Source organism: Geomonas silvestris (assembly GCF_014193515.1).
GTDB classification, from domain to species: Bacteria; Desulfobacterota; Desulfuromonadia; order Geobacterales; family Geobacteraceae; genus Geomonas; species Geomonas silvestris.
Genome location: NZ_BLXX01000004.1, coordinates 57,730 through 74,414, shown reverse-complemented (window position 1 = coordinate 74,414; position 16,685 = coordinate 57,730). Strand labels below are relative to the sequence as shown.

Sequence of the window (16,685 nt, the reverse complement as noted above, 5' to 3'; positions counted from 1 at the left end):
TGATTTTCATTGGCATCACCTTAGTTAAGAGGGGTAGTTGTTATCATGTCATTTCTCAAAAAGAAGGGTTCTTGCCACGAAACACCGACCGTTTCCCAGACTGGAGCCAAGCTGGTGGCCCTGGTGGGGAATCCCAACGTCGGCAAGAGTGTTCTTTTCAATGCCTTGACCGGTGCCTATGTTACGGTATCAAACTATCCCGGCACTTCCGTTGAAGTGGCCCGCGGCAACGCGACCATCAACGGCGAGCACTTCGAGATCGTCGACACCCCGGGGATGTACTCGATCCTCCCGATCACCGAGGAGGAGCGGGTCGCCCGCGAGATCCTTTTGAACGAGCGCCCCCACCTGGTGCTGCACGTCCTTGACGCCCGCAACCTGGAGCGCATGCTCCCGATGACCCTGCAGCTCATCGAAGCAGAACTCCCCGTGGTGCTGGTGGTCAACATCATGGACGAGGCCAAGCGCATGGGGCTCAGCATCGACATCGAGCTCCTCTCCAAGAACCTGGGGATCCCCGTGGTGGCCGCCGCCACTGCCAAGAAGATCGGTCTTACCGAGATCCGCGCCGCCATCGCCGGCACCGTGCCGAGCGCGGTGAACCGCTTCAACTATTCCAAGCAGATGGAGAGCGATCTCGCCTCGGTCGCCGACCTGCTCAAGGGAGACTACCTGCTCTCCCGCAAGTCGCTGGGGCTTTTGCTGCTGCAGGGTGACGGCGAGGTGGCCGAACTGGTGCGCGGTGTCGAAGGGGGCGATGCGCCGGCTGTCGAGGCGAGCGTCAAGGACAAGCGCTTCGAGCGCCGGGAGTCCTTCCACCTGGACCTCTCCATGGAGCGCAAGGAGATCGTGAAGCGGATCCTGGACGGCGTCTTCAAGGCTCCCGAGAAGCGGGTGGTGACCTTCGCCGAGCGCCTGTCGCGCTGGACGGTACGGCCGGTCACCGGCATACCGCTGCTGTTTTTGGTCCTGTACTTCGGTCTCTACAAGTTCGTCGGCGATTTCGGCGCCGGCACCCTGGTCGACCTTCTGGAAGGGAAGGGGTTCGAGGAGCACATCAACCCCTGGATGGTGCAACACGTGAAGGCGCTGGTCCCCTGGGAGAGCATCCAGGAACTCTTCGTCGGCGAGTACGGCATCATCACGCTCGGTCTGCGTTACGCGGTCGGCATCATCCTCCCCATCGTGGCCACCTTCTTCCTGTTCTTCTCGATGCTGGAGGACAGCGGCTACTTCCCGCGTCTGGCGCTTTTGGTGGACCGGGTCTTCAAGACCATCGGTCTTACCGGCCGTGCCGTCATCCCCATGGTGCTCGGCTTTGGCTGCGACACCATGGCGACCATGGTGACCCGCACCCTGGAGACCGTGCGCGAGAGGGTGATCGCCACCCTGCTGCTGGCACTCGCCATCCCCTGTTCCGCCCAGTTGGGCGTCATCCTGGCGCTCCTCTCCAAGGCGCCGGGTGCGCTCTTGGTCTGGAGCGTCTGCCTGCTGCTCATCTTTCTCCTGGTCGGGCTTTTGGCCGCTAAAGTTCTCCCCGGTGAGACGCCGATGTTCTACATGGAGCTCCCTCCGATGCGGGCGCCGCAGCTATCCAACGTCTTCACCAAGACCTACACCAGGATGCAGTGGTACTTCATGGAGATTCTGCCGCTCTTCATCCTGGCCTCGGTGCTTTTGTGGCTTGGGAAGATCACCAACTTCTTCGAGACCATGGTGCGCGGCCTGAGCCCGGTGATGGCCGCCTTGGGGCTTCCCAAGGAAGTCGCGGTGGCCTTCATCTTCGGTTTCTTCCGGCGCGACTACGGTGCGGCGGGCCTTTACGACCTGCAGACCAAGGGGCTTTTGAATCCCCGCCAGCTGACCGTGGCGGCGGTGACGCTCACCCTGTTCATCCCGTGCGTGGCGCAGTTCCTGATCATGAAGAAGGAGCGCGGCTGGAAGGTCGCCTGCGGCATCGGGGTGTTCGTCTCGACCTTCGCCTTCGGCAGCGGCTGGCTGTTGAACCGGTTGCTGCTTGTGACCGGAATTCTTTAAAATTGTTCTAGCTTCTATGTTTTCCGGAGACACGGAGTAAAGGCAAAAGTCCGATTTTTTGGGAATCAAACGTTTTCGTATTTTCTCCGTGCCCTCCATGCCTCCGTGGCAACCGGTTTGGCTTCGAACATAGAACTTAGAACCTAGAACGTAGAACTGAGGTTTCAAGATGCGCTGCGGGTTTTGCGGACACGAGTTCGCCGAGGAAGAGGGAAATGTCGGGTGCAAGAACTGCCCGATGTCCGGAGGGTGCAAGATGATCAAGTGCCCGCGCTGCAACTACGAAAACCCGCCGGAGCCCGCGCTGGTGAAGGGGCTCAAAAAGCTCCTGAAACGCGAAAAATAGCCGGCTCCTGATGACAACCAACACTTTTTCGATATCATCTCGCCAGTAGAGAACCAAAGGAGATCACATGAAACTGACTGATAGGGCGGAAGAAATACTGGAGGCGCTCTGGATCGAGTCCGAGGAGAAGGGGCGCGGATTCGCCGAGCTGGACCAGATGGAGATCGAGGCCTCCGATCCCGCCTACCAGGAGCTGGCCTCGCAGGCGCTTATCGAGATCAAGGGGCGCCGGATCTACTTCCGTCCCGAGGGGCGCGACGAGGGGCGCAAGACCATCAGGCGGCACCGCTTGGCGGAGCGGCTCATGATGGACGTCCTCAATATCCGCGGCGAGAGCGGCGACATGAAGGCCTGCCAGTTCGAGCACCTCTTGAACGAAGGGGTTGATTTGAAGGTCTGCACCATGCTGAACCACCCCGCCACCTGTCCGCACGGCAAGCCGATCCCGCCGGGTGACTGCTGCGAGGAGGCCAGGAAGAGCGGCGACCTGGGGGTGGTACCCTTGACCGAGCTGAAAAGCGGCGAAGAGGGGGACATCGCCTACATCCAAACCGAGGACGGCAAGAAGATGCAGAAGCTGATGGCGATGGGGGTATTGCCGGGGAACCGGATCCTGCTCATGCAGGCGTTTCCTTCCTACATCTTCCGGGTCGGCTTCTCCGAATTCGCCATCGACACCGCGATGGCCCGCGAAATCTTCGTCCGCCGCTAGAGGCAAAAGCAAGGCTAGCCACAGGCACGGAGAACACGGAGAACGGCAAGTCTCGCGGGCACACCCTTCACGTCCTTCCGTTTGAGGCACCGAGAGAGAGTAAACAGGGAGACCTGACCACGCCTCGCGCAAGACCAAGACGGCAGCGATGGTAACGTGGAAACCCGAGAAAAGCAGAGCATTACTGGTTCGGCCTTTTGCGTTAACGCAGCAGGCCGAACCCGTTTCTAGAAGGTTTCCTTAGATTCTGATTTTCTCCGTGCCCTCCGTGGCTCCGTGGCTAAACTTCATTTTTGGTTTTAAGCTTGAACCCGCCGACTGAATCCGCTACCCTGCCACTTTTGTTTCTACCGACGACATTACTGAGGAGGACATCATGAAAAAGGTTCTGCTGGCCGGTCTGCTCGGCCTCGCGACGCTCGCTCCGCTTACCCTTTCCGCTGCCGAAAAAGCCACTCTCCCCAAGGGGTACGAAAAGTGGGAAAAGAGCAAGCAGCAGGTGATCACCGACAAAAAATCGCTCTTCTACGGCATCCACTACACCTACGTGAACCCCAAGGCGATGAAAACCTACCGCACTGGCGGGACCTATCCCGAAGGAAGCACCTTCGTCGTGGTGCAGTACAGTATCAAGGACGCCGGCGGCAAGCCGACCGAAGGGAAAAAACAGATGATCGTCCTGATGAAAAAGGACAAGAACTTCAAGCAGACCGGCGGCTGGCAATACGCCGGCTTCAACCCGGACGGCCGCCCCTCCGGCCTCGACCCGGTCTCGAACTGCTACGAGTGCCACCTGAAGACGGCCAAGGGTACCGACTTCATCATCTCGAAGTACGCCGACTTCAAATAACCCCTCGCACCACCTTCTGCAACGAACTACGGGTGCCCCACAGGGGCACCCGTTTTTTTTCGCCTCTCGGAATTATCCTACCGACACTGTGCAGCTTTCCGAAGTGTGCCCACCCTCATTTAAACTATTCATCCTGCGACAGAAAAAACGCTTAAAGATATGAAAGCGGCTGTCGATACATTAAAACAAGCGGACGCAGGAGTTCATGTGGATTCCGGTTTACCGCCACCACGCGCCGCAGACAAGGAAGGTTTCATGATACCAGTTGGCAATGCGGCGAACGCCGCCACAACGGATACCGAGTTGGAACGGTTAGCCGAGGAGTGGAGCGCCAAGTTCCAGGAAATCGCCCAGCACCTCAAGGTCGTGGCCGGCACCACCGAGGACGAGTTCCTGGCCATCGGCAGCAAGCTCCAGGACTTCTATATGCGCGGCCAGGGTATCTCCTCCACCGCCGCCGAGATGATGGGGGAGGTGGCCGGGGACCAGGTCTTCGGCGCCATGGGCGAATTGCAGACCCTCTTGACCGAGATGGGGCGCTACGTGGACGGCGCCCGCCACGAGATCGAGGAGAGCTCGGCCACGCTGCGCCGCATCCTCGGTCTTTTGGACGAGGTCGGCTCGCCCTTGTCCGGCTTCAAGAAGGTGAACAAGGTGCTGCGCATGCTCGGCATCTCCACCAAGATAGAAAGCGCCCGCCTCGGGCAGAGTGCCGCCGGGTTCGACACCCTGGCACACGACGTCGGCGAGCTGGCGGTGCAGGTAAACGAGAAGGCCGGGGTGATCCTGACCCGCCGCGACGACCTGGCCCGCGCCATCCAGCAGACCCTGACCGGGGTGCTCGACGCCGGAGCCCAGCAGCACCAGCAGGTCCTGGGGATCCTGGAGAAGACACGTGCGAGCCTCGACGCCTTAAGCGGGATCAACGCCCGCTGCTCGAGCGCGGTGGCGAGCATCTCCGCGGTCTCCGACGAGGTCTCGCGCAACATCGGCGAGGTCGTCATGTCCATGCAGACCCACGACATCGTGCGCCAGCAGATCGAGCACGTCGAGGAGACCCTGGTCGAACTAAACGACAGGCTCGCCAGCCGCTCCGCCGGGGCCGACGAGGCCGCCATCATCTGCGAGATGCAGACCGCCCAGCTGCGCCATGCCTCGAGCGAACTGGACCACGCGGTGCAGGCCATCGCCGGAAACCTGCGCGAGGTGGCCCGCAAGCAGTCCGGGCTCTCCCAGGAGACCCGGGCCATGGCCGGTATCGCCGACCAGACCGGCGGGAGCTTCTTTACCGACATGCAGCGCGATATCTCCGTGGTCTCGGCCTCGCTCGAGGAGAGCTCCAAGGTGAACCAGAGCCTGTGCGCCGCCATGCACGCCGTGGCGAGCACGGTAGGGGAGATCGCCTCCTTCGTAGGGGACATCGAAAAGCTCGGCGAGGAGATCAAGCTCATCGCACTGAACGCCCAGATCAAGTCCGCCTACACCGGCGACGAAGGGGCGGCGCTCGGGGTGCTCGCCGAGGCGATCCAGCGGCTCTCCATCGAGGCGATCGACCACACCACCGTGGTCGCCCAGACCCTGCAGGGGATCATCGGCGTGACCGAGAGCCTGAACAACGGCATCAGCGGCGAGTCCGAGGATCTCGAGGACGATGCGCACGCCATGGTGGTAAACCTCAACTCCCTGGTGGAGGTGCTGCGCCAGGTCAACGAGACCCTGCACACCTCGCTGGCCCGCATGGACGATTCGGTCTCCCGGCTCTCCGCCGAGATCGAGCAGGTGACCGGCGGCATCACGGTGCACCACACGGTGAACCGCGTGCTGGAGTACGCCATCACCGGCCTGGGCGCCGTGGTGAGCCAGGCGCGGCGCCTGGCCCCGGCCGACTCCCAGGGGATCAACCTGGACGAACTCGCCAAACGCTACACCATGCACAGCGAACGCAAAATCCACGAGTCGCTCTCCGGTGGCGCACCGGTCATGCAGGCTGCCGCCGCCAGTTCCGACGACGGACTCGGGGACAACGTCGACCTTTTTTAAAACGCCCGCTACTTAACAACAGGGGAACTGTATGGACGAACTGACGATTGAAAGCTGGCAGGACCCGGTGGCTCCCGGCGTGCTGGGGATGAAGCTTGCCGGGAGCGTCACCATCGCTCAGGCCGCCGGACTCAAGGACGAGCTGGTGGCGGCACTGGCCAAGGGGTGCGATCTGAGGGTCGACGTCTCGCAGGTCAGCGAGATCGACCTGACCGGCCTGCAGCTTCTGGAGGCGGGGCATCGCAGCTGGATGCTTGCCGGGAAGATCTTCTGCCTGGAGATCGGAGGCAACCGTGCCTACCTCGACACCGTGGAGGCAGCCGGCTTCAGGCGTCACATGGGGTGCAAACACGACACAAATAACACCTGCATCTGGGTGGGAGGGGAAGACTGATGGCTAAGATAATCATGACGGCGGACGACTCGGCGAGCGTCCGGCAGATGGTGAGTTTCACCCTGAAGCAAGGCGGCTACGAGGTGGTCGAGGCGGTGGACGGCAAGGACGCCCTGCAGAAGCTCTCGGGGACCAAGGTCGACATGCTGATCACCGACCTCAACATGCCCAACCTGGACGGCATCGGCCTGATCAAGGGGGCACGCGCGCTTCCCAGCTGCAAGTTCATCCCGATCGTGATGCTCACCACGGAGAGCCAGGATTCCCGCAAGCAGGAAGGGAAGGCGGCCGGCGCCACCGGCTGGATCGTCAAGCCTTTCAAGCCTGAACAACTGATGGCGGTTGTAAAGAAGGTGCTCGGATGATCGACGTTCACCGGCAGGCATTCAAGGAAGAGGCGTACGAGCTCTTGAGCGAGCTGGAAACATCTCTGTTAGAGCTTGAGGAAACGCCGGAGGACAGCGACCTCATCGGGCGGGTCTTCCGCGCCATGCACACCATCAAGGGTTCCGGAGCGATGTTCGGCTTCGACGACATCGCAAGCTTCACCCACGAGGTGGAGACGGTCTTCGACATGGTCCGAAACGGCAAGCTGAGCGTGACCAAGCCGCTCATCAACCTGACCCTGGCCGCCCGGGACCAGATCAAGTCGATGCTGGACGCCTCGGAGAGCGGCGGGGGCGCCGACTTGACCGCCACGGTGCAGATCATCGCGGGGCTCAGGGCCCTGGCGGGAGCCGAGGCCCCGGCCGCGGTAACCCACCAGGAGACCGCAAAGCCGGCCGCCGCCAGCACCCGGATCACCTACCGGATCCGCTTCGCTCCCTGCCGCGGCATCCTGGGGTGCGGCAGCAACCCCTTGAACCTCCTGGTGGAGCTGCGCGAGCTCGGGGTGTGCAACGTCATCGCCCAGACCGCGGGGGTTCCCGAGCTCGAGGAGCTCGATCCGGAGAGCTGCTACGTCTACTGGGATGTGATCCTCACCACGGACCAGGGGATGAACGCCATAAAGGACGTCTTCATCTTCGTGGAGGACGACTGCGAACTATCCATCGAGGCGGTCGCCGAGCATGACGGCTACAACTCCGACGAGGGGTACAAGAAGTTAGGGGAGATCCTGCTGGAGCGCGGCGACATCACCACCGAGGAGATGGCGAGTGTGCTTGCCGAGCAGAAGCGCTTCGGCGAACTGGCGGTCCAGAAGGGAATCGTCACCGAGAACAAGGTGGAGGCGGCCCTGGTGGAGCAGCGCCACGTGCAGGCGGTGCGCCAGGAGAAGCAGACTTCCGACGCCGGCAACAGCATCAGGGTCCCGGCCGAGCGCCTCGACCTGTTGGTGAACCTGGTGGGCGAGCTGGTCACCGTGCAGGCGCGCCTCTCGCAGACCGCGGCGGGACGCGCCGACCTGGAGCTCTCGGCGATCGCCGAGGAGGTGGAGCGCCTGACCGGCGAACTGAGGGACTCCGCGCTCAACATCAGGATGCTCCCGATCGGCAGCACCTTCTCAAAATTCAAGCGCCTGGTGCGCGACCTCTCCAGCGAACTCGGCAAAGAGATCGAGATGACCACCGACGGCGCCGAGACAGAGCTGGACAAGACGGTCATCGAGAAGCTGAACGACCCCTTGGTGCACCTGATCAGGAACTCCCTGGACCACGGCATCGAGCTTCCCGAGGTCCGCGTGGCCGCCGGCAAGCCGCGCCACGGCACGGTGCACCTGGCGGCGGTGCACTCAGGCGACAGCGTCCTCATCACCATCCGTGACGACGGCGCGGGGATCGACAAGGAAGCGGTGCGAGCCAAGGCGATCGAGAATGGGATCATTACCCCGCAGGCGGAGCTTACCGAAAAGGAGCTTTTCAACCTGATCTTCGCCCCCGGCTTCTCCACCGCGAAGAAGATCTCCAGCATCTCCGGGCGCGGGGTCGGCATGGACGTGGTGAAGCGGGCCATCGAGGCCTTGCGCGGCACCATCGACATCACCAGCGTGTACGGCGAAGGCGCGAAGATCACGGTGCGCATCCCGCTCACCCTGGCCATTATCGAGAGCCTCTTGGTGCGCATCGGCCGGGACTTCTTCATGCTGCCGCTCTCCCTCGTGGACGAGTGCGTGGAGCTTACCCGCGAGGACGTGGCGCGCTCCAACGGCCGGCACCTGGCCAACGTGCGCGAGCACCTGGTCCCCTACATACCGCTGCGGGAGCGTTTCCTGATCCACGGCGAGAGCCCGGAGATCGAGCAGATCGTGATCACCGAGGTGAACGGCTCGCGCATCGGGTTCGTGGTGGACCAGGTGATCGGCGAGCACCAGACCGTCATTAAGTCGCTCGGGCGCGCCTACAAGAACGTGGAGGGGATCTCCGGCGCGACCATCCTGGGCGACGGTTCGGTGGCGCTCATCCTCGACGTGCCGCAGTTGGTCCAATCGGTTGAGGCTGAGGCAGCCTAGGCTGCCGGCGCGTACCGGGCGCCGAGCCGGCGCCCCTGGGCCGGAATCGGAGCCGGGAAGCTGAAGGCGTTGTAGAGACCCGCCTCCCCGGTTCGGAAGCGGGTCTTTTTTTGGGAACTTCCGGAAAAGCCGGGCAAATGCCTGTCAATACGCATCTATTGAGGAGTGCGCTTACTATGGAGAGTGCGGCACGCGAAATCGACCACCCGAGCCTTTCGGCCAAGGAATTCGGCCGGCTGAGCCGGTTCATCTACGACACCTGCGGCATCAAGATGCCCGAGGTGAAAAAGACCATGCTGGAGGCGCGCCTGGCCAAGAGGCTGCGCACCCTCGGGATGCACAGCTTCGTCGACTACTGCGACTACCTGTTCTCGGCGGCGGGGCAGGAAAACGAGCTGGTGCAGATGCTCGACATGGTCACCACCAACAAGACCGACTTCTTCCGCGAGCCGGACCACTTCGAGTACCTGACCCATAAGGTGCTCCCCGGCTGGTGCCAGCGCCACCCCGGCGCCACCCTCTCCTTGTGGAGCGCCGGCTGCTCTTCGGGGGAGGAGCCCTACACCCTCTCCATGGTCTTGAGCGAGTTCGCCCTGCACAACCCCGGGTTCGACTTCCAGATCCTCGCCACCGACATCTCGACCCGGGTGCTCGAGAAGGCCAAGAACGCCATCTACGCCGAGCCTTTGGTGGAGCCGGTGCCGATGCCGCTTAAGAAGAAGTACCTCCTGCGCAGTAAGGACCGCGCCAGCGGACTGGTGCGCATCGTGCCGGAGCTGCGCGAGAAGGTGCGCTTTCGCCGGCTCAACTTCATGGACGACGATTTCGGCGGCATGCGCGAGCAGTTCGACATCATCTTCTGCCGCAACGTGATCATCTACTTCGACCGCCCCACCCAGGAAAAGCTGCTGCAGCGCTTCCACCGGCACCTGAAGCCCAACGCCCTCATCTTCATGGGGCACTCCGAAACCCTAAGCGGCCTCGATGTCGCCTTTACCAGCGTCTACCCCACCGTGTACCGGAAGCAGGGATGAACGACTAACGGATTGCAGTAATGAAATTGAGCCGTGACCTGGAAATGGTATTCCTCAAGCCGGGCGAGATCGTGGTTACCGGAGAGCCGTTGCGGGTTACCACCCTTTTGGGGTCCTGCGTCGCGGTGACCATGTACGTCCCGCGGCTTAGGCTTGGGGGGATCTGCCACGCACTCCTTCCCAAATGCCGCAACGAGCACTCCGACTGCTGCGGCGAGGCCGGCAAGTACGTGCGCTGCGCCATCGAGGTCATGCTGGAGGAACTCACCCTGCACGGGGTGCTGTCGGGCGAGATCGAGGGGAAGCTCTTTGGCGGCTCCGACATGTTCGACACCGTGGACGGCAGGCGCCAAAGCGTGGGGTGCCAGAACATCGAGATGGCACGGCAGATGCTCGAGGAGAACGGGGTCAGGGTGGCAACCCAGGACCTGGGGGGGCCGCGCGGCAGAAAGATCATCTTTAACACCAACACCGGCGAGGTGTTTCTCAAGCGTTTGAGAAAAACGGAGGTGTAGCATGCCCAAAAAAATCAGGGTCCTCATCGTGGACGACTCCGCCGTGGTCCGCCAGACCATGACCGAGATCCTGAGCTCCGACCCGCAGATAGAAGTGATGTCCACCGCCGGAGACCCCTACATCGCCGCCGAGCGGATCCGCGACGAGATCCCCGACGTGATCACCCTGGACGTGGAGATGCCGCGCATGGACGGCATCACCTTCCTGCACAAGATCATGAGCCAGCACCCGATTCCCGTGGTGATGTGCTCGAGCCTGACCGATAAGGGGTCGGAGACCGCGCTCAAGGCCCTTGAGTACGGCGCGGTGGAGATCATCCAGAAGCCGCGCATGGGGACCAAGGCCTTTTTGGAGGAGTCGCGGCTGCGCATCTGCGACGCGGTTAAGGCGGCAAGCCAGGCCCGTGTGCGCAAGATCTCAAACCTCCCCAGCCGCACCGTGACCCCCAAGCTCACCGCCGACGTCATCATGGAGAAGCCCAAGAGCCACGCCATGATGCAGACCACCGAGAAGGTGGTGGTCGTCGGGGCCTCCACCGGCGGTACCGAGGCGCTCAAGGTGTTCCTCGAGTCGCTGCCGGCGGACTGCCCGGGGATCGTCATCGTGCAGCACATGCCCGAGGGGTTCACCCGGGCCTTCTCGCAGCGCCTGGACGGGCTCTGCCGGATCACGGTGAAGGAGGCGGCCGACAACGACACCGTGGTGCGCGGCCGCGCGCTGATCGCCCCGGGGAACCATCATCTGCTTTTAAAACGAAGCGGAGCGCGCTATTATGTCGAGGTCAAAGACGGCCCCCTGGTGTCACGGCACCGCCCCTCGGTGGACGTCCTGTTCCGCTCGGCGGCCCGCTACGCCGGCAAGAACGCGGTGGGGGTGATCATGACCGGCATGGGGGACGACGGCGCGCACGGCATGAAGGAGATGAAGGAAGCCGGTGCGCAGAACATCGCCCAGGACGAGGCAACCTGCATCGTCTTCGGGATGCCCAACGAGGCGATCAAGCAGGGAGGGGTCGACTACGTGCGCCCCCTGGAGTCCATCTCGCGCGAGGTGTTAAGGCTCTGCAGTTAGCGACGGCGATCCGGTCGGTCCTGTCGGGACCGGCCTCGACAGGTACGGGAAACGAGGCTCGTATGACGGGGGAAAAATTCTTTCTGGGGCGCCAGCCGATACTGAACAAGGCCCAGCGGATCGTGGGGTTCGAGCTGTTGTTCAGGTCCGCCGAGAGCCTTGCCGTCGCCAACTTCCGGGATACCCACGTCGCGAGCGCCAGCGTCATCGTGAACGCGCTCAGCGATTTCGGGTTCCAGGACGTATTGGGGCGCCACAAGGGGTTCTTCAACGTCACCCGCGAGATGCTGATGAGCGACGCGGTGGAGCTGCTTCCCAAGGACCAGGTGGTCATCGAGCTTTTGGAGACCATCCTTTTGGACGCCGAGGTGGTGGCGCGCTGCCGCGACCTCAAGGCCCAGGGGTTCACGCTCGCCCTGGACGACCACGTCTACTCACCCGATTTCGCCCCCATCTACCAGATCGTGGACATCGTGAAGCTCGACGTGCTGGGGATCTCCCGGGAGGAGATCGGCCGCAACGTCGACGGGCTGCGCGCCTGGCCGCTGGTGCTCCTGGCCGAGAAGGTGGAGAGCGCCGAGCAGTACGGCATCTGCGCCCAACTCGGCTTCGACCTGTTCCAGGGGTACTACTTCGCGCGCCCGGTGGTCCTCAAGCAGAACCGGCTGGACGTCGGCAAGCTGACCATGCTGCAGCTCATGCAGCAGGTGATGGCCGAGTCCGACCTCTCCGAGATCGAGGAGACCTTCAAGAAGAACCCCGGGCTCACCTTCAACCTGTTGAGGCTGGTGAACTCGGTGGCCATCGGCCTCAGGGTGCGCATCAAGACCCTGCGCCACGCGCTCATGGTCCTGGGGCGCGAGCAGTTAAAGCGCTGGATCACCCTGGCGCTCTACGCGACGGGCGAGACCGGCGGCGCCCAGAGCCCCTTGCTGGAAATTGCCGCCATGCGCGGGAAACTCCTGGAGGTCCTGGTGCAGACCGGCGCCGCAGGGGAGGTCCAGGAGGTGGCGGACCGCGCCTTCATGGCCGGGATCCTCTCGCTCATCGACGTCCTGTTCGAGGTCTCCATGGGGGAATTGGTCACCAAGCTGAACCTGGTGGACGACGTGCGCGACGCGCTGCTGTCGCGCACCGGGCCGCTGGGGGAGCTGCTGCTCCTGGCCGAGAAGCTGGAGCAGGCCGATTTCCACGCCGTGAACCGCCACATGGAGCAGTGCGGTATTTCGCTCGACCAGCTGCTCGCCGCACAGCTGGAAACCATCACCTGGTCGGACCGCCTCAGTGCCGCGCTCTGATTCCCTCCTTGACACGATCCTTTCTTTTGATGTAACTTGATTCGTCCCGCCAATGAGAGGGACGCAAGCCAGTTTGGGCTATGCTTCCCGGCCCACAGCCGTAGCACAAGCCAGCCTAGCAATCGCCTGAAAATACTACTGTTATCAGGTGTGCCACCAGCCCTTCGGGCCCCGGCCGCCAACCGAGAAGCACATGAAGATAGCCGCGGTTATTCCCGCCAGGTATGCATCCACGCGTTTTGAAGGCAAGGCACTGGCCGACATCATGGGTCGCCCCATGGTGCAGCATGTTTACGAGCGTGCCCTGAAAGCGAAGCTGGTCTCCGAGGTGATCGTCGCCACCGACGACGAGCGCATCGCCGCCAAGGTCCGCGAATTCGGGGGGCGGGCGGAGATGACCGCCTCGACCCACGAGACCGGGACCGACCGGCTGGCCGAGGTGGCCCAGCGGCTGGACGCCGACATCATCGTCAACGTCCAGGGGGACGAGCCGCTCATCGATCCGGCCATGATCGACCAGGCGATCGCCCCGCTGCTGGAGGATCCCGCCATCCCGATGGCGACCTTGAAGACCCGCATCAAGACCCTGCACGACTTCCTGTCGCCCAACGTGGTGAAGGTGGTCTCGGACCCCCACGGGAACGTGCTCTACTTCTCCCGGTCGCCGCTGCCGTTTTTCCGCGACAAGTGGAACGATCTCAAGGACGAGGCCTTCGTCTCCGGGAAACTCCTCTGCTACAAGCATGTGGGGCTCTACGTGTACCGGCGCGAGTTTCTCCCCGTCTTTGCGGGGCTTGAGCCGAGCTATCTCGAGATGGCCGAGAAGCTCGAGCAGTTGCGGGTCCTGGAAAACGGCTACCGGATCAAGATCGTGGAGACCGAGTTCGAGTCCATCGGGGTCGACACCCCCGCCGATCTGGAGAAGGTGCTGGTTAAACTCAAGGCGAACCCGCCGAAAACCTTTTAGTCCGCGCCCCGGATAACGGGGCCTTTTCTTTTCGCTGTCTGTACCAAAGTTGTACGCGCTACCTTCCCGGTCCCGGCAGGGGCGGCCCCTTGGGCCCACCCGCTGTGCGGACCCGAAAGGCAGCTCGTAGAACCGTTTCTTTATTCTGGAGGTTGTTACGTGAAGACAAAATTTATCTTTGTAACCGGCGGCGTCGTCTCTTCAATCGGTAAGGGCCTCGCCGCCGCATCTTTGGGGGCTCTTTTGGAGGCCCGAGGCTTGAGGGTCACCATTCAGAAACTCGACCCGTACATCAACGTCGACCCGGGTACCATGTCCCCCTTCCAGCACGGCGAGGTGTTCGTCACCGACGACGGCGCGGAAACCGACCTGGACCTCGGCCACTACGAGCGCTACACCTCGGCCAAGCTCTCCAAGAAGAGCAACTTCACCACCGGCCAGGTCTACTTCTCGGTCATCGAGAAGGAGCGCCGCGGCGACTACCTGGGCGGCACCGTGCAGGTGATCCCGCACATCACCGACCAGATCAAGGCGAACATCCTGGAGAACGCCAAGGGTTCGGACATCGCCATCATCGAGATCGGCGGCACCGTGGGCGACATCGAGTCGCTGCCGTTTCTGGAGGCGATCCGCCAGCTGAAGAGCGACCGCGGCGCCGGGAACGTGCTCTACCTGCACGTGACCCTGGTCCCCTACATCACGACCGCCGGCGAGCTGAAGACCAAGCCGACCCAGCACTCGGTGAAGGAGCTGCGCGAGATCGGTATCCAGCCGGACATCCTCTTGTGCCGCTGCGAGAAGGAGCTGCCCCAGGAGATGAAGGCGAAGATCGCGCTCTTTTGCAACGTGGAGGAGAAGGCGGTCATCACCTCGCGCGACGCCGAGCACATCTACGCGGTGCCGCTGGCGCTGAACCGCGAGGGGCTCGACGAGCAGGTGGTCGAGAAGCTGAACATCTGGACCAAGGCTCCGGACCTCTCCCACTGGCAGCAGGTGGTGAACAAGCTGGTGAACCCGGCCGACGGCCAGGTGAACATCGCCGTGGTCGGCAAGTACGTGGATCTCAAGGAGTCGTACAAGTCGCTCTCCGAGGCGCTCACCCACGGCGGCATCGCGAACGACTGCCGCGTGAACCTGATCTACGTCGATTCCGAGAAGATCGAGGAAGAAGGGGTCGATAAGTACCTGAAGAGCGTGGACGGCATCCTGGTTCCCGGCGGCTTCGGCGAGCGCGGCACCGAGGGTAAGATCAAGGCGATCGAGTACGCCCGTATCAACAACGTTCCCTTCTTCGGTATCTGCCTCGGTATGCAGATGGCGGCCGTCGAGTACGCCCGTAACGTCTGCAAGCTCCCGGAGGCCTTCTCCAGCGAGTTCAAGCCGGTCTGCGCAAGCCCGGTGATCCACCTCATGGAGGCCCAGATCGGCGTCGAGAACAAGGGGGGGACCATGCGTCTGGGTGCCTACCCGTGCTCGCTCACCAAGGGGACCTTCGCCCAGAAGGCCTACGGCAGCACCGAAATCTCCGAGCGTCACCGTCACCGCTACGAGTTCAACAACGGCTTCCGCGCCTCGTTGATCGAGAAGGGGATGGTGATCTCCGGCGTGTACAAAGAGGCCGATCTGGTGGAGATCATCGAGCTCCCGAACCACCCGTGGTTCCTGGGCTGCCAGTTCCACCCCGAGTTCAAGTCCAAGCCGCTCAGCCCGCACCCGCTGTTCAAGGCCTTCATCGGCGCCACCAAGGCGAACAGGAAATAACATCCGTTCTACGTTCTAGGTTAAAAACCTAACGGCCGTTCTAAGTTCTACGTTCTAGGTTCTAGGTTAAAAACCACAGCGATGGTGATACCTCTAACATTGAACCTAGGATTGAACCTGGAAGGCTTAGCCTTTAGCTGAGAACGTAGAACCTGGAACCGTTTCAAGGCATTTAACGTAGAACTTAGAACATAGAACCTAGAACAGCCTTTCTGCTTAGAACATAGAACCTAGAACAGCCTATCTGCTGTTAAGGAGTTTTGCATGGTCCGTGAAGTCGCAGTAGGCGGCATCAAAATCGGTGGGAACCGGCCGCTGGTCCTGGTGGCGGGTCCCTGTGTCATCGAAAACGAGAGTGCCACCCTGCACGCAGCTGAACGCCTGATGACCATCTGCAATGGCGTCGGGATCCCGCTCATCTTCAAGGCCTCGTACGACAAGGCAAACCGCACCTCGGTGACCGCTTTCCGCGGGCCCGGGCTCGAGGAGGGGCTGCGCATCCTGGCCAAGGTGAAGGAGGCTTTGGGCGTACCGGTACTCTCGGATATCCACTCCATCGAACAGGTCGCCCCCGCAGCGGACGTCCTCGACGTGCTGCAGATCCCGGCGTTCCTGTGCCGGCAGACCGACCTTTTGGCCGCCGCAGCGAAGACCGGCCGGGTCATCAACGTCAAGAAGGGGCAGTTCCTGGCTCCCTGGGATATGAAGAACGTGGTCGGCAAGCTGGAATCCTGCGACAACGAGAACATCATCCTCACCGAGCGCGGTGCGAGCTTCGGCTACAACAACCTGGTGGTCGACATGAGGAGCTTCCCGATCATGCGCTCCACCGGTTGCCCGGTGATCTTCGATGCCACCCACAGCGTCCAACTGCCGGGCGGGCAGGGGACCTCTTCCGGCGGCCAGCGCGAGTACGTCGAGTTCCTGGCGAGCGCCGCCGTGGCGACCGGTATCGACGGCGTTTTCATGGAGGTCCACGAGGAGCCCGAGAAGGCCCTCTGCGACGGCCCGAACTCGGTGCGCCTGAACGACCTGGCCGTGCTGTTGAAGAAGCTCAAGGCCATCGACGCCATCGTGAAGTAGGCAAAGAAAAGGGGACAGACGCCGCAGGTGCCAGTCCCCTGCGCCCGACCCGAGGATCTTGTAGGGGCGAATAAACATTCGCCCACACCTGGTTACGACCGGTGCGGGCTGAACAAAGGGGACAGGC

General features: G+C 62.4%; 15 protein-coding genes. All 15 read left to right on the top strand.

The genetic code is table 11. The features are described 5' to 3' along the window. Window positions 1-45: 45 nt before the first annotated feature. Complete coding sequence (gene feoB / locus GMST_RS08445; protein ID WP_183354205.1) at window positions 46-2,037, top strand: ferrous iron transport protein B; 1,992 nt, start codon at window positions 46-48, stop codon at window positions 2,035-2,037. A gap of 169 nt (window positions 2,038-2,206) precedes the next feature. Beyond that, window positions 2,207-2,383 (top strand): hypothetical protein, encoded by a 177-nt coding sequence (locus GMST_RS08440; protein WP_183354204.1) that lies wholly within the window; start codon window positions 2,207-2,209, stop codon window positions 2,381-2,383. A 67-nt stretch (window positions 2,384-2,450) separates the two neighbouring features. Next, window positions 2,451-3,095: a metal-dependent transcriptional regulator gene (locus GMST_RS08435; protein WP_183354203.1), complete on the top strand. Its 645-nt coding sequence runs from the start codon at window positions 2,451-2,453 to the stop codon at window positions 3,093-3,095. A 376-nt stretch (window positions 3,096-3,471) separates the two neighbouring features. Beyond that, window positions 3,472-3,945: a cytochrome P460 family protein gene (locus tag GMST_RS08430; protein ID WP_183354202.1), complete on the top strand. Its 474-nt coding sequence runs from the start codon at window positions 3,472-3,474 to the stop codon at window positions 3,943-3,945. Between the two features lie 255 nt (window positions 3,946-4,200). Next, window positions 4,201-5,985, top strand: a complete 1,785-nt coding sequence (locus tag GMST_RS08425) for a Mut7-C RNAse domain-containing protein (RefSeq protein WP_183354201.1) — start codon at window positions 4,201-4,203, stop codon at window positions 5,983-5,985. Window positions 5,986-6,016: 31 nt separating this feature from the next. Further along, window positions 6,017-6,379, top strand: coding sequence for an STAS domain-containing protein (locus GMST_RS08420; protein WP_183354200.1), 363 nt, complete (start codon window positions 6,017-6,019; stop codon window positions 6,377-6,379). After that, on the top strand, window positions 6,379-6,744 hold the full coding sequence (locus GMST_RS08415) for a response regulator (protein ID WP_183354199.1): 366 nt from the start codon (window positions 6,379-6,381) through the stop codon (window positions 6,742-6,744). Before GMST_RS08420 ends, GMST_RS08415 begins: the two co-directional genes overlap by 1 nt. Next, window positions 6,741-8,828 (top strand): chemotaxis protein CheA, encoded by a 2,088-nt coding sequence (locus GMST_RS08410; protein WP_183354198.1) that lies wholly within the window; start codon window positions 6,741-6,743, stop codon window positions 8,826-8,828. The genes GMST_RS08415 and GMST_RS08410 overlap by 4 nt, the downstream gene beginning before the upstream one ends. 176 nt (window positions 8,829-9,004) lie before the next feature. Continuing rightward, the gene (locus GMST_RS08405) at window positions 9,005-9,862 is read left to right on the top strand and encodes a CheR family methyltransferase (RefSeq protein WP_183354197.1); all 858 of its coding nucleotides are present in this window, start codon (window positions 9,005-9,007) and stop codon (window positions 9,860-9,862) included. Between the two features lie 20 nt (window positions 9,863-9,882). After that, window positions 9,883-10,377, top strand: a complete 495-nt coding sequence (locus tag GMST_RS08400) for a chemotaxis protein CheD (protein WP_183354196.1) — start codon at window positions 9,883-9,885, stop codon at window positions 10,375-10,377. Between the two features lies 1 nt (window position 10,378). After that, window positions 10,379-11,449, top strand: coding sequence for a protein-glutamate methylesterase/protein-glutamine glutaminase (locus GMST_RS08395; RefSeq protein WP_183354195.1), 1,071 nt, complete (start codon window positions 10,379-10,381; stop codon window positions 11,447-11,449). Between the two features lie 62 nt (window positions 11,450-11,511). Beyond that, window positions 11,512-12,747 carry an EAL and HDOD domain-containing protein gene (locus GMST_RS08390; RefSeq protein ID WP_183354194.1) on the top strand — a complete coding sequence of 412 codons (1,236 nt, stop codon included), beginning with the start codon at window positions 11,512-11,514 and terminating at the stop codon, window positions 12,745-12,747. 193 nt (window positions 12,748-12,940) lie between these two features. After that, window positions 12,941-13,714, top strand: coding sequence for a 3-deoxy-manno-octulosonate cytidylyltransferase (gene kdsB / locus GMST_RS08385; protein ID WP_183354193.1), 774 nt, complete (start codon window positions 12,941-12,943; stop codon window positions 13,712-13,714). A 159-nt stretch (window positions 13,715-13,873) separates the two neighbouring features. Next, on the top strand, window positions 13,874-15,475 hold the full coding sequence (gene pyrG, locus GMST_RS08380) for a CTP synthase (RefSeq protein WP_183354192.1): 1,602 nt from the start codon (window positions 13,874-13,876) through the stop codon (window positions 15,473-15,475). Window positions 15,476-15,739: 264 nt separating this feature from the next. Then, window positions 15,740-16,558, top strand: coding sequence for a 3-deoxy-8-phosphooctulonate synthase (kdsA, locus tag GMST_RS08375; RefSeq protein ID WP_183354191.1), 819 nt, complete (start codon window positions 15,740-15,742; stop codon window positions 16,556-16,558). Window positions 16,559-16,685: the final 127 nt, after the last annotated feature.